The organism is Serratia grimesii NBRC 13537, from assembly GCF_001590905.1.
GTDB classification, from domain to species: Bacteria; Pseudomonadota; Gammaproteobacteria; order Enterobacterales; family Enterobacteriaceae; genus Serratia; species Serratia grimesii.
This window is the reverse complement of record NZ_BCTT01000012.1, coordinates 186702-210034: the sequence shown is the minus strand read 5'-3', so window position 1 is coordinate 210034 and position 23333 is coordinate 186702. Positions and strand designations below refer to the sequence as shown.

Annotated in this window: 23 protein-coding genes and 1 tRNA gene; 16 read left to right on the top strand and 8 right to left on the bottom strand. The window is 51.3% G+C overall.

The window, feature by feature from the left end; all coding sequences use genetic code 11:
• Nucleotides 1-354: 354 nt before the first annotated feature.
• Nucleotides 355-795, bottom strand: a complete 441-nt coding sequence (locus SGR01S_RS16905) for a type II toxin-antitoxin system HicB family antitoxin (protein WP_061808065.1) — start codon at nucleotides 793-795, stop codon at nucleotides 355-357.
• Nucleotides 796-866: 71 nt separating this feature from the next.
• Nucleotides 867-1313, bottom strand: a complete 447-nt coding sequence (locus tag SGR01S_RS16900) for a DUF805 domain-containing protein (protein ID WP_037423679.1) — start codon at nucleotides 1311-1313, stop codon at nucleotides 867-869.
• A 293-nt stretch (nucleotides 1314-1606) separates the two neighbouring features.
• On the opposite strand from SGR01S_RS16900, the gene mltB reads away from it, so the two are divergent.
• The gene (mltB, locus tag SGR01S_RS16895; RefSeq protein WP_037423676.1) at nucleotides 1607-2692 is read left to right on the top strand and encodes a lytic murein transglycosylase B; all 1086 of its coding nucleotides are present in this window, start codon (nucleotides 1607-1609) and stop codon (nucleotides 2690-2692) included.
• 55 nt (nucleotides 2693-2747) lie between these two features.
• Here mltB and SGR01S_RS16890 read toward each other — a convergent pair whose 3' ends face one another.
• Complete coding sequence (locus tag SGR01S_RS16890) at nucleotides 2748-3899, bottom strand: porin (protein ID WP_037423673.1); 1152 nt, start codon at nucleotides 3897-3899, stop codon at nucleotides 2748-2750.
• 424 nt (nucleotides 3900-4323) lie between these two features.
• Here SGR01S_RS16890 and SGR01S_RS16885 point away from each other — a divergent pair, with 424 nt between their 5' ends.
• Both SGR01S_RS16885 and SGR01S_RS16880 read left to right on the top strand, forming a co-directional pair.
• Nucleotides 4324-4614 carry a hypothetical protein gene (locus SGR01S_RS16885; protein WP_061808064.1) on the top strand — a complete coding sequence of 97 codons (291 nt, stop codon included), beginning with the start codon at nucleotides 4324-4326 and terminating at the stop codon, nucleotides 4612-4614.
• Nucleotides 4615-4705: 91 nt separating this feature from the next.
• A complete protein-coding gene (locus tag SGR01S_RS16880) occupies nucleotides 4706-5629 on the top strand; it encodes a DMT family transporter (protein WP_061808063.1) in 924 nt (307 codons plus the stop codon).
• A 329-nt stretch (nucleotides 5630-5958) separates the two neighbouring features.
• Here SGR01S_RS16880 and dsdC read toward each other — a convergent pair whose 3' ends face one another.
• The 4 genes from dsdC to SGR01S_RS16855 form a co-directional block, all read right to left on the bottom strand.
• Nucleotides 5959-6888 carry a DNA-binding transcriptional regulator DsdC gene (dsdC, locus tag SGR01S_RS16870; protein ID WP_037423665.1) on the bottom strand — a complete coding sequence of 310 codons (930 nt, stop codon included), beginning with the start codon at nucleotides 6886-6888 and terminating at the stop codon, nucleotides 5959-5961.
• 253 nt (nucleotides 6889-7141) lie between these two features.
• Nucleotides 7142-7681, bottom strand: coding sequence for a DUF2058 domain-containing protein (locus SGR01S_RS16865; RefSeq protein WP_037423664.1), 540 nt, complete (start codon nucleotides 7679-7681; stop codon nucleotides 7142-7144).
• A 201-nt stretch (nucleotides 7682-7882) separates the two neighbouring features.
• Nucleotides 7883-7957: transfer RNA gene (locus SGR01S_RS16860), tRNA-Arg, on the bottom strand.
• 128 nt (nucleotides 7958-8085) lie between these two features.
• On the bottom strand, nucleotides 8086-9015 hold the full coding sequence (locus tag SGR01S_RS16855) for a formate/nitrite transporter family protein (protein WP_061808061.1): 930 nt from the start codon (nucleotides 9013-9015) through the stop codon (nucleotides 8086-8088).
• A gap of 251 nt (nucleotides 9016-9266) precedes the next feature.
• Here SGR01S_RS16855 and ccmA point away from each other — a divergent pair, with 251 nt between their 5' ends.
• The 10 genes from ccmA to mlaA all read left to right on the top strand — a co-directional run bounded on the left by ccmA (nucleotide 9267) and on the right by mlaA (nucleotide 17128).
• A complete protein-coding gene (gene ccmA / locus SGR01S_RS16850) occupies nucleotides 9267-9899 on the top strand; it encodes a cytochrome c biogenesis heme-transporting ATPase CcmA (protein WP_061808060.1) in 633 nt (210 codons plus the stop codon).
• Nucleotides 9899-10558, top strand: a complete 660-nt coding sequence (gene ccmB, locus SGR01S_RS16845; RefSeq protein WP_037423659.1) for a heme exporter protein CcmB — start codon at nucleotides 9899-9901, stop codon at nucleotides 10556-10558. Before ccmA ends, ccmB begins: the two co-directional genes overlap by 1 nt.
• Nucleotides 10559-10676: 118 nt before the next feature.
• Nucleotides 10677-11414, top strand: coding sequence for a heme ABC transporter permease (locus SGR01S_RS16840; RefSeq protein WP_037423656.1), 738 nt, complete (start codon nucleotides 10677-10679; stop codon nucleotides 11412-11414).
• The gene (gene ccmD, locus SGR01S_RS16835; protein WP_061808059.1) at nucleotides 11411-11647 is read left to right on the top strand and encodes a heme exporter protein CcmD; all 237 of its coding nucleotides are present in this window, start codon (nucleotides 11411-11413) and stop codon (nucleotides 11645-11647) included. Before SGR01S_RS16840 ends, ccmD begins: the two co-directional genes overlap by 4 nt.
• Nucleotides 11644-12138 carry a cytochrome c maturation protein CcmE gene (gene ccmE / locus SGR01S_RS16830; RefSeq protein WP_037423650.1) on the top strand — a complete coding sequence of 165 codons (495 nt, stop codon included), beginning with the start codon at nucleotides 11644-11646 and terminating at the stop codon, nucleotides 12136-12138. Before ccmD ends, ccmE begins: the two co-directional genes overlap by 4 nt.
• On the top strand, nucleotides 12135-14105 hold the full coding sequence (locus SGR01S_RS16825; protein WP_061808058.1) for a heme lyase CcmF/NrfE family subunit: 1971 nt from the start codon (nucleotides 12135-12137) through the stop codon (nucleotides 14103-14105). Before ccmE ends, SGR01S_RS16825 begins: the two co-directional genes overlap by 4 nt.
• Entirely contained in the window at nucleotides 14102-14653 is a 552-nt protein-coding gene (locus SGR01S_RS16820) for a DsbE family thiol:disulfide interchange protein (protein ID WP_061808057.1), read from the top strand. The genes SGR01S_RS16825 and SGR01S_RS16820 overlap by 4 nt, the downstream gene beginning before the upstream one ends.
• The gene (locus SGR01S_RS16815) at nucleotides 14650-15123 is read left to right on the top strand and encodes a cytochrome c-type biogenesis protein (RefSeq protein WP_037423645.1); all 474 of its coding nucleotides are present in this window, start codon (nucleotides 14650-14652) and stop codon (nucleotides 15121-15123) included. Before SGR01S_RS16820 ends, SGR01S_RS16815 begins: the two co-directional genes overlap by 4 nt.
• Nucleotides 15123-16334, top strand: coding sequence for a c-type cytochrome biogenesis protein CcmI (gene ccmI, locus SGR01S_RS16810; RefSeq protein ID WP_037423642.1), 1212 nt, complete (start codon nucleotides 15123-15125; stop codon nucleotides 16332-16334). Before SGR01S_RS16815 ends, ccmI begins: the two co-directional genes overlap by 1 nt.
• Nucleotides 16335-16369: 35 nt before the next feature.
• Nucleotides 16370-17128 (top strand): phospholipid-binding lipoprotein MlaA, encoded by a 759-nt coding sequence (gene mlaA, locus SGR01S_RS16805; protein ID WP_037423640.1) that lies wholly within the window; start codon nucleotides 16370-16372, stop codon nucleotides 17126-17128.
• A 113-nt stretch (nucleotides 17129-17241) separates the two neighbouring features.
• Here the strand turns inward: mlaA and fadL are convergent, their stop codons facing one another.
• Nucleotides 17242-18564 carry a long-chain fatty acid transporter FadL gene (fadL, locus tag SGR01S_RS16800; protein ID WP_061808056.1) on the bottom strand — a complete coding sequence of 441 codons (1323 nt, stop codon included), beginning with the start codon at nucleotides 18562-18564 and terminating at the stop codon, nucleotides 17242-17244.
• A gap of 407 nt (nucleotides 18565-18971) precedes the next feature.
• Between fadL and SGR01S_RS16795 the strand changes: the two genes are divergently transcribed.
• The 3 genes from SGR01S_RS16795 (at nucleotide 18972) to fadJ (ending at nucleotide 22936) form a co-directional block, all read left to right on the top strand.
• Entirely contained in the window at nucleotides 18972-19268 is a 297-nt protein-coding gene (locus tag SGR01S_RS16795; RefSeq protein ID WP_073963470.1) for a YfcZ/YiiS family protein, read from the top strand.
• 192 nt (nucleotides 19269-19460) lie between these two features.
• The gene (gene fadI / locus SGR01S_RS16790; protein ID WP_037423635.1) at nucleotides 19461-20771 is read left to right on the top strand and encodes an acetyl-CoA C-acyltransferase FadI; all 1311 of its coding nucleotides are present in this window, start codon (nucleotides 19461-19463) and stop codon (nucleotides 20769-20771) included.
• A complete protein-coding gene (fadJ, locus tag SGR01S_RS16785; protein WP_061808055.1) occupies nucleotides 20771-22936 on the top strand; it encodes a fatty acid oxidation complex subunit alpha FadJ in 2166 nt (721 codons plus the stop codon). The genes fadI and fadJ overlap by 1 nt, the downstream gene beginning before the upstream one ends.
• The last annotated feature ends 397 nt before the right edge of the window (nucleotides 22937-23333 follow it).

Sequence of the window (23333 nt, the reverse complement as noted above, 5' to 3'; positions counted from 1 at the left end):
GAGCCTGATTACAATACTGTGTTTTTGATCACATTTTTTGGCGGTTTATTAACCACTGGTTACTGTTTTTAAACGATTTTTATTTACCATTTTTATCAGGTAAAAGAAGGGAATAGCCCGTTGAAACGGGCTTTATAATTGTACTTGCTGTGATGTTATGAAAAGGGATCAGGCGACGGCGTTTGCGCCCGTCAACAAGATGACCCAGAAGACAAGGCACGACAGCAGAATAACGGTCCAAATATTACGGCGACTCCACTCCATTTTTAGCCTTCACTTTTGCTCTTGATGGTTCGGTAATGAACACATCGGCGAAAAATGAAGAATATTTAGCCCCCGAAAAAAATATTTATCTTATTGCTGACGAATCTCTGCTACCGAGGTTTGTACTTCATAGCCTAACAGGTAAAGGGCTTGCTCTAGTGCTTCCACTTTTGAGGCGTAGGCGACGTCCAGCAGGCGATCCATTTGCCCAGCGTTAAACCCGAGTTTACGTGCCAGGGACGCTTTAGAGGTGCAGTTGGTCAACATGATGTTATGCAGCTCGAGTTTGAGTTTGACCAGCACGGGTACGTGGATAGCTAATTCTTCCGGTAAGGCGCGAGAAGGCGAAGGTACCGGTCGGCCTTCTTCCATTTCCAGCTTGATGGCAATCAACAGGCTTTCCTGGGCTTCAAGCTCTATATCTTCACGCTTATAGCAGGCGGCCTGTTGTTCAGGAAAATCACGAAAGTGGATCTGCCAGGCATCGCTATCGTTATCAAAGGTGTAATGGGCGGGGTAGTGGCAAGACATGGTATTTCCTGTTTGGCGCGGAGTGATGCGGCATTGTGACTGCTTGGCTTGCAGATAGCCAGTGGCGATGGTTAGACCCTCATCGGCTTCCGCGTGCGTAATCCCGAGGGCAGTAATAGCGCACATAATATCCCAATCAGGCTAATAACGATTAGCCAGCGTGTCACCGGGCCGGGGTAATAATTATTCACGACGCTGAGCAGATACAGGACTAGCGCCAGAGGCCAGCCAGGTGTACCAATGTCATTAAGGCGAAATGCAGTGCGGGCTACCAGCCAAAAGGTTAAACCGATCCAGCACAGTGACCACAGCATAATGCACAGCAGGTAGACAAATACCGCAAAAAACTCGCCGATATCACTGTTTGCATAGGTGCGAAACAGGTTTTGATCGAGATAAGGTGACAGGTATGACAACAGTGCCAGACCCGCGGCGAACACAATGACGGAGAAAACATACTCCTTACGTGTCATGCGGCGTTTAAAGACATTTTTAGCGATCTGTCCGAGAGAGTCCAAAATAACATTCCGTTGTTTCCGTCATCGCTGACAGGGTTGTAACCAAAAGGAGGGGCAGTGTAGTGGTGTTCAGCGGTGTGTCAATATGATAACTGTTCTCATTGAATCAGGGTTTAGGTTTTTACGGGATAGTTGCTTACCCTAACTAATTCTTTGTTTCTGTGCTTATCGTCACGTTTTTGGTTATTTTGGCGCGCTGCCTTGTGATGAGTGACATAATCCAGTTTGTTCGCATCAGACAATGGATTAACATAATCACCACTTATCACTGGCCTGGCTTATATGGATATCCGATGCGTCATTTAGTTGTTCTTCTCCCTCTGCTTACCTTACTCACTGCCTGTAGCAGCGGGCCGAAGCCGACCTCAGCCACGCCGCAGGACAACACCGTGAAAGGCGGTTTTCTGCTGACACCAGCACATTCAGGTCAGCCGTTGGGGGGCGATTTTGCCAACAACCCGAACACCGCCCGTTTTATCGATAAAATGGTGCAGGAACACGGTTTCGATCGTCAGCAGTTGCATGACGTGCTGGCCCAGGCCAGGCGGTTAGACTCTGTACTGCGCTTGATGGATCGCCAGGCGCCAACGCCATCCACACAAGCACCTTCGGGACCGAACGGTTCCTGGTTGCGCTATCGCAATAAATTTATTACGCCGGATAACGTGCAAAATGGCGTGCAATTCTGGAATCAGTATCAGGATGCGCTACAGCGTGCTTACCAGGTCTACGGCGTGCCGCCGGAAATCATTGTCGGCATTATCGGCGTTGAAACCCGTTGGGGCCGCGTAATGGGTAAAACCCGCATTATCGATGCACTGTCTACCCTGGCGTTCGACTATCCACGCCGCGCCGATTATTTTGCTGGCGAGCTGGAAACTTTCCTGCTGATGTCACGTACTGAAGGGGATGATCCGCTGGAGCTGCGCGGTTCATTTGCTGGCGCTATGGGTTACGGTCAGTTTATGCCGTCCTCATTTAAAAGTTACGCTGTAGATTTCAACGGTGACGGTCACATTAACTTGTGGGATCCGGTGGATGCTATCGGCAGTGTTGCTAACTACTTTAAAGCACATGGCTGGACTAAGGGTGAACCTGTTGCGGTACAGGCTAACGGCCAGGCTCCAGGGTTGGAAAATGGGTTTAAAACGCGTTATTCCGTTGCTAGCCTGGCTGCGGCAGGCCTGAGTCCACAGGGCTCACTGGGTGATAACCAAGAAGCCAGCCTGCTGCGTCTGGATATTGGTACCGGCTATCAATACTGGTACGGTTTACCTAACTTCTATACGATCACCCGCTATAACCACAGCACGCACTATGCGATGGCAGTGTGGCAGTTGGGAGAGGCCGTGGGCCGTTCGGCGCGCGGCGGATTTTAATATTATGCATCGATAAAAAAGGCCGCTGAAGCGGCCTTTTTTACGTCGGTAGTGATTAGAAATCGTAACGCAGACGTACCAGGGTCATATCACCGAGATTATCGGTGCTTGACGTCAGCACGTGTTCCACATCGACGCGGAAACCATAATCAAACTGCACGGTAACGCCCAAGCCGTTATCAATACGCTGATAATCACGGCCGCTCACGTACTGTAGGCGGTCACCCATAAAGTATGGCATCACGGATTTCACCGCATATTGTCCTACAGGTACGGTGTAACCGGCCAGATACTCAATACCCCAGGCGTCACCGGCGAAGTAGTCGTTAACATTGGCTTTTTTATTGGTCAGGAAGTTGTTGTACCAACCGCCACCGAAGGTCAGTGTCCAGTTATCTGGTTTCCAGCTCAGCGCTGTACCCAGGATGTTCTGATCGTAATCTTTTGTGGTGTTGGTGGATGGGTCACGCATCTCCGCGCGGGTATAGTTCCACGCTGTGCCCCAGGTCAGATCCGGCGTCAGGTGGTAATCCACACCCAGTGAACCGCCACCCTCGCGCTTGTAGCGCAGACCGTTGCCCGGCAGATATTCGTTGTCGCTGAATAGATAGGAAGCGTAAACGTCTGCGTCACCGAAGGTGTTTTTGTATTTCAGCATCTTACGTGAACGATAAGAGCCGTCGTAATCGCCGTTGATGCCGTTCCCCGGTGCTTGGGCCAACATGTCGTAATCCCAAATATCGGTTTTGGCGCCGACCACGTCATAGTACACACTGTTTTGCTGACCAAAGGTCAATTGCCCCCAGGTTTTACTTTTCAGACCGGTGTACAACATGCGGCGACTGGTGTTGTTAGCACCATCGGCATAGTGATTATCCCAGTTGAAGAGCGCAGGAATGTTCACACCCAGTTCGTAGTAGCTGATCCAGCTAATATCGTCGAACAGGTAATAATCAGCGGCAAAGCGGAAACGGGTGCCTCCGTCGAAACCGTTACGCTTGTAAGAGCCTTTATCGCTGTCGCCAGTCATATTGTTGAACTGCGGACGGATACTGCCGCCGACCGTAAAGTTAAGACGGCTCAGCGGATCGCCAGCCTGAGGATCCTGCTTCAGCAGAGTAATTTCAGCCTGGGCAGCAAAAGAAGCACTGCCAACGACCAGCCCCAGAGCAACTGCCTGAGTTAATGCGCGCAATTTGTATGTCATTTTATATCCCTGTGTATGCTTGCCACTCTCACTGAACCTTCGTGCATCAGTGATTTGCTCAGGAAATTTCCTGAGCGTTTTCATCGCTTTTCTTGGTTTTGTAAAAGCGGGCGCATATTTAACACGATCTTGATCACAAAAAGTTACTTTTCTTGCTAATTATTTGATTTGTTTCTAACCACTCGCAGGAGGGGAGCACGAGAAACTGACGTTAGGGGGGCATCAACGCATTGACTGACAGGTGGTGACAGCACTCGGATGAATTCAGCTAACACAAAGCATTATATTTTTCACTTGTCAGTGAATGCCATATGCCGTGTAATTTAATTGTGGCCAGAGATATTTTAATGCGTATATTTTTCGTTTTTATTTTTCGGAAAGTTTTACAAGGTTTACTGAGTTAATAAGGGATTTTGAGGTCGCTATGAAATTTTATCTCACATTGTTTTTAGGTTTTTTTTCATTACCACTGATGGCGGCAGAGTCACATGTTTGTCATTCGCAAGCATATGATTATGCAGGCATTGGTGAGTTGAGATTGAGTGATGATACGATTTTTACTTGCCGTGAAATCGGTCAAGTGACTATTCCTGGTTTGGCGAAACGTGGCTGGAAGGTTATTCATGTGGCACAGCAGACTGAATACACCGGTGACGTAGATAGTGACAGTGAGGTGATTAAAATGTACCAAGAAATAGTGGTCTATAAAGAATAAATCTTAGGTTTTTATCAGGTATATATATCGCCATTTTTATTCGTGGTGAGGGCAGGTTGTATTCTGAGATACGTGGTTAGCAGGGGGGATGATGAGTTCCAGAAACAACATAGACGGCAGAGCTGCCGCCGCCATGATGATGATATGCGCTGTATGGGGTTTGCAGCAGGTGGCGATCAAAGCGGCAGAGCCCGACATATCTTCCGTGTTGCAAATCGCTATCAGGTCAGGCATCGCCGCTTTAGCGGTCTATCTCTTGACGCGTTACAGAGGTGAAAAATTTGTCCGTGACCGTTCCACGTTGTTAGCTGGTCTGTGCATTGGGTTGCTGTTTGCGTTGGAGTTCTTTTTTGTCTCTGAAGGCTTACGTTATACCAGCGCGTCACACATGGCGGTCTTTTTGTACACCGCACCTTTATTCTCCGCTATGGGCCTGCATTTTTTTATCAGGCATGAACGTTTATCGATCATACAGTGGGCAGGTATCGCCATCGCCTTTGGCGGTGTCGTACTTGCTATCACAGGTATCGACGGGAGTACCGGCGCAGAAAGTCAGCTGCGTGGGGATATATATGGTTTGTTGGCCGGGCTGGCTTGGGGGGGATCGACAATAGTCATCCGGACCACGAGTCTGGCAAATTGCTCGTCAAAACAAACGCTGCTGTTCCAACTCACAGGGGCCTGCATTCTATTATCTCTGTTGGCGATGACGGCGGAGAGCGTGCATTTTAATCTGAGCCATGTGGCCTGGATCAGCCTGTTATTCCAAACGATTGTTGTCTCTTTTATCAGCTATTTGATCTGGTTTTCTTTACTGCGCGTTTATCAGGCATCCTCGCTGGGGATTCTGACCTTTATGACACCCATTTTTGGCATTTTAGCCGGGGTGGTGATCTTGGGGGAACCGTTACAGATTGAATTTGTGCTGGGCTCTGTACTGATCGTTTTAGGTCTTATTGTCGTAAGTTGCTCTTACTTGTTTTATCTTGACAGAAGGATTGCACCAAAAATATAAATTATGGATGTTGATATACACAGCTACCAAATAATCTGCGAAAGCCAATTCACTATCACGGTGCAAATATCCAAGTACGCCTGGGGTTATCCTTTAATAACATTAAGTGATAACGGCGATTTTTTTGTGATGGAAAGCACCCGGCGAAGACGTTTATCTAATCAGAAGCCGGTGGAAATAATGAAGTTTACTAATAATGACTCTGTGGCATGGGATAACAACCGCAAGCATATTTATTATTCTAAGGCCGGACGTTTGTACAGCTGTGCACTGGGTTTTTCTTATATTCCAAAAAAATGGTAATAGAAACCTGCTAATGCCTCTGGCCATTAGGCCAGAGGTGCTATCTTCATCATCCACTGTTTGAAAGCGATGATCTTCGGCCACTGGCGTTCGGTTGTGGTTGAAATAAAATAACAGTGTTCGCAAGGTAGAGTCATATTGGTAAACGGAATAATCAGCTCACCGCTTTTAATCCAGTCTTGTACCAAATTAAGTCGGCCCATCGCAACGCCAAGATGCTGTGTTGCCGCCAGCACAGCCAGATCTGAGCGATCGAACTCCATGCTTTTGCTGTCGGTATCTAACCCTAAATTAAAATGTTCTGACCAGGTTAGCCATTCGTCTTCACCTGAGTTGTAGCGATCGTGCAGTAGAGTGCAATGTGCCAGGTTTTCAGGAGCGTTGTAGAGATTATGCTTTTGGGCGTATTGCGCAGTGCAGATTGGGACCATGCTCTCTTGCATAAAGGCTTCGTCCAGTTGCTTGCCCGACGGCAGGCGACCGAAATACAGTGCTAAATCGACGCCTCGATTGGCCAGGTTGATATTTTCCTGGCCCGTGAGAATGTTTAAATGAATGGTGGGGTACTGAGCAGTAAAATCGCTGATTCTGGGTATCAGCAAGCATTGTACAATCGAGGGGTGTGAATAAATGGTTAAGGTGCCCGTCAATTCACGGTTTTTAATATCAAGAATTTCTTGGGTCAGGGCATCAAAGGAGTGACTTAACGACCATTGCATACGTTCGCCATCAGGCGTCAGTGTAATTCTGCGATGAAAACGTTGAAATAAAAGAAACCCCAATTCTTTTTCTAACAAGTTAATTCTATGGCTTACCGCACTGGGAGTAATTGACAATTCTTCTGCCGCCAATGAAAAGGATAAATGACGGGCGACACATTCAAAAGTATGCAAGCGAGAAAATTGATAGCTAGTTAGCGGGCTTGCTCTTTGTGAATACTTTTTGTTGGGGAACATGCTATTACTCCATTCGCGTGATTTAACAATGGTAGCATTTTAATGAATGGAACTAAAATATGATTTAACATGTTTTTGGAAGGTGCTGAAGTGTGGGGGAGTAAGTTGTTTGTTGATAATGGGTTTAATCACGCGGTAAATTACAACGAGGCATTAATACTGTTATAACGTGTTCTTCTGTATTCGTTTTTGACTGTGCGGAAAGAATTGAGATAAGGGCAAGGGTTACAGTCCGTTGCCCGTAGGATCCGGTTTACCACATCAAATCATCAGGGACAACAAAGTCGGCATAAGGATCTTCTTCGTCTTTAGCTTCCTGACTGAGTTCAGCACTTAATACTATGTAACTCGCATCCCGTTGTGCAATTTTATTGGCCACGATCGCAGGTATAATCGCATATTCACCCTCACTGTTATTATCAGTAATCAGGCGAGCAATGGCGAGGCGACCACTTATTAACTGAGTCTGAGTAGCTTTATCCACAGAGATATTTTTAATTAAATTATTATCTGTGAAATTATAGCTAATGTCACCCTTTGAGATGACGATCCTGTTCATTTCAATGAGTTGTTTTATCTGCGCTTTATATTCTTTAGATAAGGCTGCTTGCTTTTGTTGATCACTCAGCTGCTTATCACGCTCGATTTGCGTCTTTTTGTTTAATTCTACGGCTTCTCTCGCCTCACGAGCCTGGACGCGTGATTTCTTAGCCGTTCTTTGCACTTTCTCTAGTTTCTTACTGCTGACTAATCCAGCTTTAAGCATCTGCTCTTGTAATGTTAGTTTTGTCATGTTCGTTTCTAAAATCGATTAAATCGTGTGTGGGATTATACCTTTAATATTCAGAGATGTGCCAGACTATGGGATCTTGACTCACATCCTACTGATAATATTAGATATCCCGCGAGGGAATATTTGGGCGATGAAAGTGGTTTAACGTCTTGTGGGGTACCGAGTTTATCGGGTTTTGATAGCGGTGAGTATATTGGCTTATGGTGTCCCCGACTGGAATCGAACCAGTAACTAGCCCTTAGGAGGGGCTTGTTATATCCGTTTAACTACGGGGACGCTGCGACCGGCAACCAAAGCTGCCGGGGCAGTATACCTTTTTTTACCCGCAGAATAAGCGCTTAGCGGTGCGTTTGCTCATTCCATCGCCAATATGCGCTGAATTTTGCCTGTCGCGCTGATCGCGATCACGGTTTTCTTGCCTTGGCCGTTTGTTTTTCTGCCTTTAGACGTTCCGCCTTGCTTTTGTCACTCATATCGTTGCGGATCTGCGCATGGCTGATTAACGCAAAGATAAAGGTGCCGCCGATAATGTTGCCGGCCAGCGTCGGAATGGCGAATGGGTAGATAAAATCTTGCCAGGGGATCACGCCGGTAAACACCAGATAAAGGATCTCTACCGATCCGACCACGATATGGGTGAGATCGCAAATCGCCACCAGATAGGTCATTAGTACGATCACCCAAATCTTGGCTGCGCCAGCAGAAGGAAACATCCACACCATGGTAGCGATGATCCAGCCGGCCAAAATACCGTTGGCAAACATTTCTGACGGTGAATTTTGCATCACCTCTTTCGAAAGGCTAACGAAGGCGTTGCGGGTGTTTTCATCAAAAATCGGCATATGGATAAATGCCAGCGACGCCAGCCCGGTGCCAATCAGGTTACCAAGCAGCACCACACCCCACAGGCGAAACAGGATAACGAAATTTCTCGGTGTAGGCTTATGCATGATCGGCAGCACGGCGGTGACGGTATTTTCGGTAAACAGCTGCTGGCGCGCCATAATCACGATGATAAAACCAAAGGTGTAACCAATATTCTCAATAAAGAAGCGGCTAGGGTCGTCCGGCAAGCGGGCGTGAAAAATGCCTTTCGCCATCAGCGAGGCTCCCATCGATAGCCCGGCTGCTACTGCTGACCACAGCAGCGCCAACCAGTCGCGTTCCAGCTCTTTCTCACCTTCCATACGGATTTGCTCATGCACTGCTGCTGCGCGTGAGGGTAAATTTTCTTCCTTTATCTCGATTTCACTCTTGCCCTGTTCATGCTCCTTGCTTTCGACTTGCACGTCATTATCCGTATCTACCTGTGGGTGAGGGTGTTGATCGTTCATTATTTGCTCTCTCCATTGATGCTGCCAAGGCCACGGATTAAGCGTAGTTGGCGCAGCGCTGCTGGGAAAGCCATGCTGCAAATTGCAGAAAAAAGTAACAAGAGTTTAACGCCGTCGGTTTTTTCTACGCATTCTTGATCTGGTACGCAATATTACCCCTATTGGAGTAGCTGAGCGGCCTGTGGCGGGGTTCGTGCCGCAGATGGCTTATGCTATGATCGCTATCCCAAAGAAAAATATGAGTTCTCCCGATGCTGGAAGCTAAAAATCTGAGTTGCGTCCGTGATGAACGCACCCTGTTTAGCGCGTTAAGCTTTACGGTAAAGCCGGGCGAGATTATTCAGGTTGAAGGGCCTAACGGTGCGGGTAAGACCAGCCTGTTACGCATTTTGGCTGGTTTGGCACGGCCAGATAGCGGAGACGTTTGCTGGCACGGACAAAATACGTTACGCCATCGCGACCGCTACCATCAGGATTTACTGTTTCTCGGCCATCAGCCGGGGATTAAAACCATGTTGACCCCTTTTGAGAACCTGCAGTTTTACCAGGCAGTGCGCATGGCTCCTGATCGTCAGGCGATTTGGCAGGCGTTGGAGCAGGTGGGGTTGGTAGGTTATGAGGATTTACCCGTGGCGCAGCTTTCCGCTGGGCAGCAGCGCCGGGTTGCATTGGCACGTCTGTGGCTCAGCGACAGCCCACTTTGGATCCTGGATGAACCGCTAACGGCAATCGATAAGCAAGGCGTGGCTGAATTGATTAGCCTTTTTGAGCAACATACACGGCAGGGCGGCATGGTATTGTTGACCACGCATCAGGATTTGACTGGCGCGACACAGGCTGTAGGGAAAATCAGCCTGACGGAAAACCGCGTGGAGAATTTTTGATGTTTTTGACTATATTGCGCCGTGAGCTGAAGATTGCCTTTCGCAAAGGGTCGGAAATCGTAAATCCTCTGTGGTTTTTCCTGATTGTTATCACGCTGTTTCCGCTAGGAATTGGCCCGGAACCACAGTTGCTGGCGCGTATTTCGCCGGGGATAATTTGGGTCGCTGCACTGCTGGCGGCGTTGTTGTCGCTGGAGCGTTTGTTCCGCGATGACTTTCTTGATGGCTCGTTAGAGCAACTACTGCTGTTGCCGACACCACTCCCAATGACGGTGCTAGGCAAAGTGTGTGCTCACTGGGTAGTAACAGGCTTACCCTTATTAATCCTGTCGCCGCTGGTGGCATTGTTGCTGTCGTTGGATATGAATACCTGGCAGGCCGTCGCGTTGACGCTGTTGCTGGGGACGCCGACGCTAAGCTTGATTGGTTCTATCGGTGTGGCGTTGACCGTCGGGTTACGCAAAGGCGGCGTGCTGCTGAGTCTGCTGGTATTGCCACTGTATATACCGGTACTGATATTTTCCACTGCTGCCATCGACGCCGCCTCTATGGGCATGCCGATAGACGGTTACCTGGCGATTCTGGGTGCGATGTTGGCGGGGAGTATAACGTTGGTACCTTTCGCCACCGCAGCAGCGCTGCGAGTGAGCGTGCACTAGCTAACGTATTGAATTGCGGGTTAACGCCACAAAGAGCGTGTTCCACCGCACAAGTAATTTTCGTCGCCTCGGTAAACGGGGCGGCCACCGTATAAATTTACCGTGAGCAATGACGACAATGTGGAAATGGTTACATCAATTCGCCCAGCCTGAACGGCTGTATCATGTCTGTGGACGTTTTATCCCCTGGCTGGGGCTGGCCGGTGCAGCCTGTTTGCTGCTGGGTTGGGTATGGGGGTTTGGTTTCGCCCCCAAAGACTATCAGCAGGGTGATAGCTTCCGCATCATGTATATCCATGTGCCGGCCGCCATGTGGTCGATGGGGATCTACGGTTCGATGGCGGTTGCCGCCTTTATCGGCCTGGTGTGGCAGATGAAAATGTCGGATACCGTTGTCGCTGCGATGGCACCCGTCGGCGCGGTATTTACCTTTATTGCCCTGGTCACCGGCTCCGCTTGGGGTAAGCCGATGTGGGGCACCTGGTGGGTATGGGACGCGCGCCTGACCTCTGAATTGGTACTGCTGTTTCTTTATATCGGCATTATTGCGCTGTACAACGCCTTCGAAGACCGGCGTCTCGCGGGCCGCGCCGCGGGTATTTTGGTGCTGGTAGGGGTGGTGAACATCCCAATTATTCATTTCTCAGTCGAATGGTGGAATACGCTGCACCAGGGTTCCACCAATATGCAACAGAGCATAGCGCCAAGTATGCGTACCCCGCTGCGTTGGGCAATCCTCGGTTATCTGCTTTTCTTTATCACCCTCACGTTGATGCGTTTGCGTAATCTGATCCTGTCTCAGGAACGTCAGCGTCCGTGGGTTGCCGGGCTGGTCAATAAGGAGCGCCAATCATGAATGCCGCATTTACTAGCTGGCAGGCGTTTTTCGCTATGGGTGGGTATGCTTTCTACGTCTGGCTGGCGGTGTCTATCACGCTGCTCTCGTTGTTGGGCTTGGTCGTCCATACTTTCTGGCAGCGCCGGCAATTGCTGAGTGAGATCGGTCGTCGTCAGGCGCGCGAACGACGGATTCGTCAGTCGCAGCAGTCGAAACAAAAATCCGCTAACTCGCGGGAGAAATCATTGTGAATCCACGTCGTAAAAGTCGCCTGTATCTGGCGATTGTAGTGCTTATCGGCGTCGCGCTTACTGCAACCCTGATGCTGTATGCGCTGCGTTCCAACATCGATCTGTTTTATACCCCGAGTGAAATTCTGCTGGGCAAGGGCGAAAACCATGAAAAACCGGAAGTGGGGCAACGCCTGCGTATCGGTGGCATGGTGATGCCAGGGTCGGTGAAGCGCGATCAGAAAACGTTGCAGGTCAGCTTCAAAGTCTATGATGCACGTGGCGCGATCGATGTTACTTACACCGGCATTCTGCCGGATCTGTTCCGTGAAGGGCAGGGTGTGGTAGCACAAGGCGTGCTGGGTGAGGGCAACGTGGTCAATGCGCGTGAAGTGCTGGCGAAACACGATGAAAAATACACACCGCCGGAAGTGGCTGACGCAATGAAAGAAAACCATAAGGGACCGGCGTCGACCTATGCGGCTCCGCAGAATGAGGGCGCTAAATCATGATGCCGGAAGCGGGAAGTTTTCTGCTGTGCTTAGCGTTGGCGATCTCATTGCTGCTGAGTATTTACCCACAGTGGGGCGCTGCGCGTCAGGATCGTCGCATGATGGCGGTTGCACGTCCGTTGACCTACGGTATGTTTGCCGCCATTGCACTGGCCTTTATCTGTCTGGTGCATGCTTTTGTCGTCAATGATTTTACCGTGGCCTATGTGGCCGCCAACTCCAACACGCAACTGCCAGTGTATTACCGCATCGCCGCTACCTGGGGCGCCCATGAAGGGTCACTGCTGCTGTGGGTGTTGCTGCTCAGCTGTTGGTCACTGGCGGTGGCGTTGTGCAGCCGTGCGATGCCGCAAGATGCCGTGGCGCGTGTGCTGTCGGTAATGGGCATGATTACCGCAGGTTTCCTGCTGTTCATTATCATGACTTCCAACCCGTTCACCCGCACATTACCTAACTTCCCGATCGACGGCAGTGACCTCAACCCTCTGCTGCAGGATATCGGCCTGATTTTCCATCCGCCGTTGTTGTACATGGGGTATGTCGGTTTCTCGGTGGCTTTCGCGTTTGCCATCGCCTCACTGATGGCCGGTCGACTCGATACCGCGTGGGCACGCTGGTCACGTCCCTGGACCACTGCGGCGTGGGTGTTCCTTACTATGGGCATCGTGCTGGGTTCTGCCTGGGCTTATTACGAACTGGGTTGGGGCGGTTGGTGGTTCTGGGATCCGGTCGAGAACGCTTCATTTATGCCGTGGCTGGCCGGTACGGCGTTAATGCACTCACTTGCGGTGACTGAAAAACGCGGCACCTTCAAGGCCTGGACAGTATTACTGGCTATTACCGCTTTCTCTTTGTGCTTGTTAGGCACCTTCCTGGTGCGCTCCGGCGTGCTGGTGTCGGTGCATTCCTTTGCATCCGATCCGGCGCGCGGCATGTTTATCCTCGCCTATCTGGTGATCGTGATCGGTGGCTCTTTACTGCTCTATGCGGTCAAGGGCGGCCAGGTGCGCAGCAGGGTACAGCATGAAACCTTCTCGCGTGAAACTTTCCTGTTGGGCAACAATGTGTTGTTGATCGCCGCCATGCTGGTGGTGCTGCTGGGTACGCTGTTGCCGCTGGTGCATAAACAGCTTGGCCTGGGTAGTATTTCTATTGGCGAACCGTTCTTTAATACCATGTTCACCTGGCTGATGGCGCCGATGGCGCTGTTGATGGGTATTGGCCCTCTGGTGCGCTGGCGCCGTGATGAGCCGACCAAGCTGTGGCGCCGCCTGAGCGTGGCGCTGGTGATTACGCTGGTGCTGTCGATACTGTTGCCGTGGCTGCTGCAAGACAGCGTCGCCGGGATGACGGTAGTAGGGCTGATCATGGCTGTGTGGGTGATTATCCTGACGCTGATGGAGTTGCACGAACGTGCGACGCATCGTCACGGTTTCTGGCGCGGCCTGAGCCATCTTTCCCGCAGTCACTGGGGTATGGTGCTGGGTCACCTTGGCGTCGCGGTGACGGTCATCGGTATTGCCTTTAGCCAGAACTACAGCGTGGAACGCGACGTCCGCATGAAGGCCGGTGACAGCGTGGATATCCATAACTATCACTTTGTGTTCCGCGATGTGCACGATATCCGTGGGCCAAACTACACTGGCGGTGTCGGCATCATTGATGTCACGCGCAACGGCAAGCCCGAAGCGACGTTGCACGCGGAAAAACGCTTCTACAGCGTGGCGCGCAGCATGATGACTGAAGCGGCTATCGACGGCGGCTTCAGCCGTGACCTGTATGCGGCTCTGGGCGAAGAGCTGGACGACGGTTCTTGGGCCGTGCGGTTGTATTATAAACCCTTCGTACGCTGGATCTGGTTCGGCGGGGTATTTATGGCGATTGGCGGCATCCTGTGTATTCTCGACCCGCGCTATCGGATGAGCAAAAAACTCAAGCGTGAAGGCAAACTGGAGGAGCAGGCATGAACCGTAAACTGCTGTTTATCCCGTTAATCCTGTTTCTGTTGCTGGTGGCGGCATTTATGGTGCAATTGACGCGTAACGCCGGTGGTGAAGACCCGACGATGCTGGAATCGGCGTTGATTGGCAAACCGGTGCCGGCCTTCAAACTGGAGTCCCTCGATCAGCCCGGCAAGACTTTCGATCAGGCGGTGCTGCGCAATGGCAAACCTATGCTGTTGAACGTCTGGGCCACCTGGTGCCCAACCTGCCGCGCAGAGCATCAATACCTCAATACGTTGGCCGCGCGCGGTATCCGCGTAGTAGGGCTGAACTATAAAGACGATCGCAGCAAAGCGGTGACCTGGCTGAACTCGCTGGGCAATCCTTATGCACTTAGCCTGTATGACGGCGATGGCATGTTGGGGCTGGATTTGGGCGTGTATGGCGCACCGGAAACCTTCCTGATCGACGGACAAGGCATTATTCGCTATCGCCACGCTGGGGATATGAACGAACGCGTGTGGCAGCAGGAAGTGTTACCACTGTACAAAAAGTACGGAGGTGAAGCATGAAGCTGATTGTCTTGATATTTGCCGCATTGCTGAGCTGGAGCGCAGCAGCAGCTATCGATACCTACCAGTTCAAATCGGTGGAGCAGGAACAGCAATACCGTGAACTGACCGAGCAGCTGCGCTGCCCGAAATGCCAGAACAACAGCATTGCTGACTCTAACGCCATCATCGCGGCGGACATGCGTACCAAAGTGTACGAATTGATGATGCAGGGTCAGAGCAAGCAGCAGATCATCGATTACATGGTCGCGCGCTACGGTAATTTTGTTACCTATGAGCCCCCTGTGACCCCGGCAACGTTGATCTTGTGGGTTGGTCCGTTGCTGTTTGTGCTGATCGGCGGAGCGGTAGTGATACTGCGCACTCGCCGTCGCCGCGCCGGTGCTGCTAACGCTAACGATGAATTCTCCGAACAGGAGCAACAGCGTCTGGCGGCGCTGCTGAAAGAGACTGACAGGAAGAAACCCTAATGGCTTTTTGGCTGATTATTATTGTGTTGCTGGTGGGCGCTGCGGCGTTGCTGGTGGTGCCGGCGATGCGCCACAGCGGCAAAAGCACGGCCGCGAGTCGGGATGCGTTGAACAAGGCATTTTACCAGGATCGCCTGCACGAACTTGAGCAGGACGAAGAACAGGGCGTAGTTGCTGAGCGTCCGGAGTTGGTGAAGGAACTGCAGCAAAACCTGTTGAATGACATCCCTGGTCAGCAAGAAGCGCAGACCAAGCCGATCAATCGGTGGGCATTAGTGCCTGGCGTTGCACTGTTGGTCGTAGTCACCTTGGGTTTTTATCTGAAAACAGGCGGATTGGCACAGGTGCTGGACTGGCAGCAGGTGGAAGCCCAAATGCCGGAACTGCGCGCGCGCGTTGCCAATGAACGTGCCCAACCGCTGAGCATGGAAGAGATTGCCCGTCTTGGTTTGGGGTTACGTACCGCGTTGCAACAGGACGATCGCAATATTAATGACTGGATGATGTTGGGGCGTGTCGGCATGGCGCTGAATAATGCGACCACAGCCACTCAAGCATTTGCGCATGCCTATCAACTGGATCCGAATAGTCTGGAAGTGCGCCTGGGTTACGCAGAAGTCTTGACGCGATCCAATGATCCGGAGGATAACAAGCAGGCCACACAGATGCTGCGCAAAATGATCGCCGAAGATCATACCAATCTGCGGGTGCTGAGTCTGTTGGCGTTTAATTCATTTGAACAGGGTGATTTCAAGCAGGCGATCGGCGCCTGGCAGGTGATGTTGAAACTGCTGCCAGCTAACGATCAACGTGCCGAGGTGATAAAGCGCAGCATTGAACAAGCAAAAACCCAGGCGGGCGGAGAAACTGTTAAACTTGCTGTTAACGTGACGTTATCGCCGCAGGCGACTAACGCTTTGCCGCAGCAAGGTACACTGGTAATCTCGGTGACCGATGGTACCAATCCGGTGCCGGTTGCAGTAAAACAACTGCCTTTAAGCCGTTTCCCACTGTCGTTTTCGTTGGATGACAGTAACGCCATGATGCCTGAACGGCTGCTTTCGGCCCAGCATCAGGTCAAGGTGCGGGTACGAATTTCTCAGGATGGTCTGGCCACGCCGCAGGCGGGTGACTGGTTCGGTGAAAGCGCGCTGCAGAATTTCAGCGGTAAAGAGCAGATTGACGTTCAGATAAACAAACAGGTCCCCTGAATAAAAAGACCGAACGTGTTTTCATGGAGAAGAATATGAACTTTCGCCTGACTGGGCTGGCTTTCGCAACGGTGTTATTGGTGGGCTGTGCCAGCACGCCACAAGATGAACCACAAGGGCGATCCGATCCTCTGGAAGGATTTAACCGGACGATGTTCAACTTTAACTATAACGTCCTGGATCCGTACTTACTGCGTCCTGTCGCAGTGGCCTGGCGCAACTATTTGCCGATGCCTGCGCGTAATGGTATCAGCAATTTCACCTCCAACCTGGAAGAGCCAGCCAGCATGGTTAACTCCTTCCTGAAAGGTGATCCGTACAAGGGGATGATTCACTTTAACCGTTTCTTCCTCAACACCCTTCTGGGGATGGGCGGTCTGATCGACGTTGCAGGGATGGCTAACCCGAAACTGGCGCGCGAAGAGCCGAACCGTTTCGGCAGCACCTTAGGGCACTACGGTGTGGGTTATGGCCCTTACGTGATGTTACCGGGCTATGGCAGCTTCACCTTGCGTGAAGAGGGCGGTGACTGGGCAGATACTGTTTATCCGGTACTGAGCTACCTGACCTTCTGGATGTCTGCGGGTAAATGGGTGGTTGAGGGGATAGAAACCCGTGCCGAACTGTTGGATTCCGACGGCTTGCTGCATAACTCTTCTGATCCGTACTTGATGGTGCGTGAAGCTTATTTCCAGCGGAACGACTTCCTGGCGAACGGGGGATCATTGAAGCCGGAAATCAACCCGAATGCTCAAGCGATTCAGGGCGATTTGGACGAGATCGACTCGCAATAACCTCGGTTAGCGAATTAAAGAACCCGCCCTTTGGCGGGTTTTTTTATACGCTGCGGATAGCAGACAATAAAAAAGCGCCCCGAAGGACGCTTTTGGCTTCTATATCGACAGGATTAGAAGCGATAGTTGAAGTTAGCACCATACAACCAGGCTTTACCTTCTGACTCGAAGGTATAAGGGCCTTCTTTGATGGTGACTTTCTGGCCGTGCATGTAGGAAATACCGACGTCAACCGATGCGTCTTTGTTGAACGCGTAGCTGGTACCTGCGCTCAACCACAGACGATCCTGATCCGGAATTGAGATAGAACGGTTCTGTGCCGGCACTGGGCTATCATCGAAGGCGATACCGGTACGGAAGGTCCAGTTATCGTCGTAGAAGTAGCTGGTACCCAACGCAATACGGTAAGAATCTCTGAAGCCTTCGTGCTTCTCAAACAGTGTCTGACCGTTGTTGCCGGTGGCTTTCAGCTCCTGGAACTGACTCCAGCTGGTGTAAGCCATGCTGTAGTGGACAGCCCACTGCGGCGCAACTTTGTTATAACCTGAGATTTCCCACATTTCTGGCAAGTTCAGGTCCAAAGAGCCCGGAATGGTGCTGCCGTTGGTGCCCATAGGCAGACCGAGAGCGCCCAGGAGTGGGTTATAGGCGGATGGCAAGCTACTCTTGTAATCGCCGTCAAACTTAATTTTTACTTCAGAACGGTAAGTGAAACCGTAACGGTTGTTTTCATCTACTTCGTACAGGATACCGGCGTTCCAGCCATAACCCCATTTGTCGCCCTTCAGATGAGATATTTGGGTGTCTGCCGGGATTTGTGAAACCGGACCCGCTAACTGAGGTGGCAATTGGCCAGAGCCTGCCAGCAGTTTCGGCAGTTCACCCGCATAACGCTCAAGTTTGGCTTTAGCATAAACTGCATCAAAGCCCAGGCCGAAGCTGAAGTGTTGATTGAGACGATAAGCCCCGCTCAAGTTCAGGTTCACAGTGGTCAGGTCGGTTTTACCACCGTAAGCACCCGCGGTGTAACCATCGTTGAATTCGGTCGCCAAGCCATAGTTGCTCGTTACCGAGCCGCCCACAGCAAACTGATCGTTAATTGGCTGAACGTAGTGCAGGTTTGGCACCCAAGCTGTTGGGGCGATATTTTTTGCGTCCAGACTAGCACCTGAAGGCGACTTGCCTGAAATGTCCACGTCCGGATCGATAAATACCGCACCGATAGACAGCTCTGGGCGGGTGTACATCATCAACAGGGCCGGGTTACGGCTGGCAGAAGCCGCTGTATCTGCCATGGCGCCTTCGCCAGAATACGCACGTCCTAAACCAGCTGCTGAGAACTCGTTCAGCTGGAATCCGGCGGCAGACACGTTTGAAGAAATAATTGCCACTGCAGCTGCGAGAGCTGATTTAGTAAATAGGTTTTTCTGGCTCATGACCAAAACCTCATTTTATGTGTTTATTATTTAAACATGTTACATAAAGTAACAAGGAAGCGCGCGATTGTAGGGTCCGATCCCATTCAGACAAATCAGACCAGTGGCTGAATTATAGGTCCGACCTGTGAGAATGTTGCAACATTGTTTTTTAAATATTTCCAAATTGATATCAAAAGAGAGATCTGGCTAACAAAAAACCAGCTGTATATAACAAAATTCTTACCATTCCTTAGCAGACAACGATTTTCATTTGTGATTTCCATCACTTAAAACACCTATAAAAAGTAAGTGCTAGTGATCGGTTTCGTCGCAGAGTAAAATAAGCACAGAATCTTGTGTCTTTGCGCCAATCGTTAAATGGCAATTTGGACTCGCGTAATGGCGGTCCCTGAGGAGAATCAACCATGTCAAATTCGCTGAATAAATGTAGTGCCCAGGAAACTGCCGCCTGTTGCTGTGTCGATGTGGGGACTGTGATGGACAATACCGACTGCACCGCTTCCTACAGCCAGGTGTTTGCTAATCAGCAGGATGCAGAAAAAATGCTGGCGGTGTTGACCGAAAAAGCCCGCAGCGTGGAATCTGACCCTTGTGACATCAGCAGTAGCATTAAACCGGTTGACGGTGGCGTAGAACTGGCGGCGGATTTCACCTTTGCCTGCCAGGCTGAAACCCTGATTTTCCAGCTCGGCCTGCGTTAATCACTGCTGTAAAACGGTGCGGGGTAAACCCGCGCCGCTGCCTTTCCCTTTATCCCCCCTTAGAAAGTTGCTCCTGCTCTCAGTTTTCACTTCTACCGGTTTGCCAAATGTAAACATTTGGTTAACAATGACCTCATCAGGTCAGACCTCTTTCTGGCCGTTGCGCTGACGTTATTTTTTTCAGGAGCGTTTATGAGTAAGGCACTGCCGTTGGTGACCCGTCACGGTGACCGTATTGCTATTGTAAATGGACTGCGTACCCCCTTTGCCAAACAGGCAACCGCTTATCACGGTATTCCAGCGGTGGATTTGGGTAAAACGGCGGTGAGTGAACTCTTGGCCCGCAGCGGGATTGATCCGGCACTTATCGAACAATTGGTATTCGGCCAGGTCGTACAAATGCCAGAGGCACCGAACATTGCGCGTGAAATCGTGTTGGGCACTGGTATGAATGTGCAAACCGATGCGTACAGCGTGTCGCGCGCGTGCGCCACCAGTTTCCAGGCGATTGCCAACGTGGCGGAAAGTATCATGGCGGGCAGTATCAGTATTGGTATTGCCGGTGGCGCCGATTCATCTTCGGTATTGCCAATCGGCGTCAGCAAAGCGCTGGCGCGTACGCTGGTGGACGTCAATAAAGCGCGCACCCTGTCACAGCGTCTCAAGTTGTTCAGTCGATTGAAATTCCGCGATCTGATGCCCGTGCCGCCGGCAGTGGCAGAATACTCAACCGGCCTGCGTATGGGCGATACTGCCGAGCAAATGGCGAAGAGCCACGGCATCACCCGTGAAGAGCAGGATGCGTTGGCGCACCGTTCTCATCAATTGGCGGCCAAAGCCTGGGAACAGGGCCTGTTGCATGATGAAGTAATGACCGCGTATGTGCCGCCGTATCGCACACAAATCACCGAAGACAATAACGTTCGTAAAGACTCCAGTCTTGCTTCCTACGCGAAGCTAAAACCGGCCTTTGACCGTAAGCATGGCAGCGTCACTGCTGCGAACAGCACGCCGTTGACTGACGGTGCGGCAGCCGTGTTGATGATGAGTGAATCCCGTGCACAAGAGTTGGGCCTGCAACCCTTGGGTTATCTACGCAGCTTTGCTTTCGCCGCTATCGACGTGTGGGAAGACATGCTGCTTGGGCCGTCTTACGCCACGCCGCTGGCGTTGGATCGCGCAGGCATCGGCCTGGCTGACCTGACGCTTATCGACATGCATGAAGCTTTCGCCGCACAAACTTTGGCCAACCTGAAGATGTTTGCCAGTGACGAGTTTGCCCAGCAAAAACTGGGACGCAGCCGGGCAATTGGTGAAGTGGATATGGACAAATTTAACGTATTGGGTGGCTCGATCGCCTACGGCCACCCGTTTGCCGCTACCGGCGCGCGCATGATCACCCAAACACTGCACGAGCTGAAGCGCCGTGGCGGCGGGTTGGGGTTGACTACCGCCTGCGCTGCTGGGGGGTTAGGGGCAGCAATGATCGTAGAGGTGGAATAATGAGTTTTGAAAACGCATTGCACGAACAGAGAGCCAAACCCTCGGCCTTTCAGCTGACGCTACGGCCGGACAACATTGGTGTGATTACTATCGATGTGCCTGACGAGCGGGTGAATACGCTGAAGGCGGAGTTTATCGATCAGGTCAACGATGTATTGATTCGAGCACAGCAACACCCGGCCCTGGAAGGGCTGGTGATTATTTCAGGTAAGCCTGATTCGTTTATTGCCGGTGCGGACATCACCATGATTGCCGCATGCACGACGGCGAAAGAAGCAGAGGCGTTGGCGAAAAAAGGGCAAAGCACCTTGGCGCAGATTGCTGCGTTCCAGGTTCCGGTCGTGGCAGCGATTCATGGTGCCTGCCTTGGGGGCGGACTGGAACTGGCATTGGCCTGCCACAGCCGCGTCTGTTCACTGGATGATAAAACCGCGCTTGGCCTGCCGGAAGTGCAACTGGGGTTACTGCCGGGGTCGGGGGGCACTCAGCGTTTGCCACGCTTAATTGGTGCCAGCAAAGCGCTGGATATGATGTTGACCGGTAAACATATTCGGGCGCGTCAGGCGCTGCGCATGGGGCTGGTTGACGATGCTGTACCCCAATCCATTCTGTTGCAAACCGCCATCGAATTGGCTAAGCAGGGTTGGCGGACCAAGCGCGACTTACCGTGGCAGGAACGTCTGCTCAATGGCCCACTGGGCAAGAGTTTGCTGTTCAGCATCGTGCGTAAGAAGACATTGGCGAAAACTCACGGTAACTATCCGGCGGCTGAGCGGATCATTCAGGTGGTGCGCACGGGTCTGGATCACGGCAACGCCAGTGGTTATGAAGCCGAAGCCCGGGCCTTTGGTGAACTGGCCATGACACCGCAATCGGCGGCATTACGCAGTCTGTTCTTTGCGTCCACTGCATTGAAGAAAGAACGCGGTGGCAATGCGCAGCCTCATGCACTTCATCGGATCGGTATTTTAGGTGGTGGCTTGATGGGGGGCGGAATTGCCTGCGTGACGGCCACGCGTGGTGGCCTGCCGGTACGAATTAAAGACGTTAATGAAACGGGTATTAACCACGCGTTGAAATACAGTTGGGATGTGCTCAGCAAAAGGGTACGTAACAAACGTATGCGTCCGGCAGAGCGGCAAAAACAGATGATGCTGATCTCCGGTTCAACGGATTACACCGGCTTTGAGCAGGTGGACGTGGTGATCGAAGCGGTATTTGAAGATCTTGCACTGAAGCAACAGATGGTGGCAGAAATAGAACAGCACGCTGCCCCACACACCATTTTTGCCTCCAATACGTCATCGCTGCCTATTGGTCAGATCGCTGCCAAGGCGCAACGTCCAGACCAGGTTATCGGTCTGCACTATTTCAGCCCGGTGGATAAAATGCCGTTGGTTGAAGTCATCCCACACGCAACCACCAGCGAAGAAACCATTGCCACCACTGTGGCGCTGGCACACAAGCAGGGCAAGACGGCGATTGTGGTTGCCGATCGTGCAGGTTTCTACGTTAACCGCATTTTGGCACCCTATATAAATGAAGCCGCACGTTGTCTGCTGGAGGGCGAGCCGATTGAGTCGTTGGACAAAGCCTTAGTAGACTTTGGTTTCCCGGTCGGTCCGATAACGCTGCTCGATGAAGTCGGCATTGACGTTGGCACCAAGATCATCCCAGTACTGGTTGAACAGTTGGGACCGCGATTTTCTGCCCCCGCTGCCTTTGATGCCGTGCTGAAAGACGGGCGCAAAGGGCGCAAAAATGCCCGTGGTTTTTATCTGTATCCGAGTGAAGGTCAGCAACGTCAGCGGAACAAACGTGCCGATACGTCAGTGTATATTTTATTGGGTATTACACCGAAATCACATCTACAGCAGGCGGTTATCGCCCAACGTTGCGTGATGATGATGCTGAATGAAGCGGCGCGTTGTTTGGATGAGGGAGTAATCCGCAGTGCGCGTGATGGCGATATTGGTGCCGTCTTCGGTATTGGTTTCCCACCGTTCCTGGGGGGACCATTCCGCTATATGGATCAGCTTGGTGCCGATAAAGTGGTTAAAACGCTGGAGTACCTGCAGCGTCAGTACGGTGAATATTTTGCACCTTGCGAACGCTTGCAGCGCATGGCGCAGCAGGGTGAACGCTTCTATCCGCTGGGGGCGTGAGCGGCACAGTGATGTGATTTGTACTAGAGTAGGATCAAGGATGCATTGTGATCGTTATCACTCCTTGGCATACCGGCAATCCCGGACCCTATACAGGGAGATAGGGACGAGGTAACGTAACCTGATGGCGGTGCGAAACTGGCCGCCATCAATAAAATTCATGATGAGTAGGTTAAAATTTAACCCGTTGAATTGGTTGTTATGTGAGCGTCAAATTCAGAACAAGACGCCATTGATGTAAAAAACAGCGTTTTCTTTACGTGAACTTTCAGGCAAAATGCCCGGCCGCCATAAAGAGACGGCGCGTTATCGTTTCAAAGCTTTTGCTTTAGGGTTGTAAAACTCGGCGATACAGCACGCTCGGCGTTTCTGTATAGCGTTATTTTGTCAACAACAG

Bases quoted from the DNA above. Each gene is read 5' to 3' on its own strand.
- fadI (WP_037423635.1), top strand. From the start codon at position 19,461: ATGAGTAAGGCACTGCCGTTGGTGACCCGTCACGGTGACCGTATTGCT.
- fadL (WP_061808056.1), bottom strand. From the start codon at position 18,564: ATGAGCCAGAAAAACCTATTTACTAAATCAGCTCTCGCAGCTGCAGTG.
- SGR01S_RS16815 (WP_037423645.1), top strand. From the start codon at position 14,650: ATGAAGCTGATTGTCTTGATATTTGCCGCATTGCTGAGCTGGAGCGCA.
- SGR01S_RS16880 (WP_061808063.1), top strand. From the start codon at position 4,706: ATGAGTTCCAGAAACAACATAGACGGCAGAGCTGCCGCCGCCATGATG.
- SGR01S_RS16825 (WP_061808058.1), top strand. From the start codon at position 12,135: ATGATGCCGGAAGCGGGAAGTTTTCTGCTGTGCTTAGCGTTGGCGATC.
- dsdC (WP_037423665.1), bottom strand. From the start codon at position 6,888: ATGTTCCCCAACAAAAAGTATTCACAAAGAGCAAGCCCGCTAACTAGC.
- SGR01S_RS16855 (WP_061808061.1), bottom strand. From the start codon at position 9,015: ATGAACGATCAACACCCTCACCCACAGGTAGATACGGATAATGACGTG.
- SGR01S_RS16885 (WP_061808064.1), top strand. From the start codon at position 4,324: ATGAAATTTTATCTCACATTGTTTTTAGGTTTTTTTTCATTACCACTG.
- SGR01S_RS16795 (WP_073963470.1), top strand. From the start codon at position 18,972: ATGTCAAATTCGCTGAATAAATGTAGTGCCCAGGAAACTGCCGCCTGT.
- SGR01S_RS16840 (WP_037423656.1), top strand. From the start codon at position 10,677: ATGTGGAAATGGTTACATCAATTCGCCCAGCCTGAACGGCTGTATCAT.
- SGR01S_RS16820 (WP_061808057.1), top strand. From the start codon at position 14,102: ATGAACCGTAAACTGCTGTTTATCCCGTTAATCCTGTTTCTGTTGCTG.
- SGR01S_RS16905 (WP_061808065.1), bottom strand. From the start codon at position 795: ATGTCTTGCCACTACCCCGCCCATTACACCTTTGATAACGATAGCGAT.
- fadJ (WP_061808055.1), top strand. From the start codon at position 20,771: ATGAGTTTTGAAAACGCATTGCACGAACAGAGAGCCAAACCCTCGGCC.
- ccmI (WP_037423642.1), top strand. From the start codon at position 15,123: ATGGCTTTTTGGCTGATTATTATTGTGTTGCTGGTGGGCGCTGCGGCG.
- ccmB (WP_037423659.1), top strand. From the start codon at position 9,899: ATGTTTTTGACTATATTGCGCCGTGAGCTGAAGATTGCCTTTCGCAAA.
- SGR01S_RS16890 (WP_037423673.1), bottom strand. From the start codon at position 3,899: ATGACATACAAATTGCGCGCATTAACTCAGGCAGTTGCTCTGGGGCTG.
- ccmA (WP_061808060.1), top strand. From the start codon at position 9,267: ATGCTGGAAGCTAAAAATCTGAGTTGCGTCCGTGATGAACGCACCCTG.
- mlaA (WP_037423640.1), top strand. From the start codon at position 16,370: ATGAACTTTCGCCTGACTGGGCTGGCTTTCGCAACGGTGTTATTGGTG.
- mltB (WP_037423676.1), top strand. From the start codon at position 1,607: ATGCGTCATTTAGTTGTTCTTCTCCCTCTGCTTACCTTACTCACTGCC.
- SGR01S_RS16865 (WP_037423664.1), bottom strand. From the start codon at position 7,681: ATGACAAAACTAACATTACAAGAGCAGATGCTTAAAGCTGGATTAGTC.
- ccmD (WP_061808059.1), top strand. From the start codon at position 11,411: ATGAATGCCGCATTTACTAGCTGGCAGGCGTTTTTCGCTATGGGTGGG.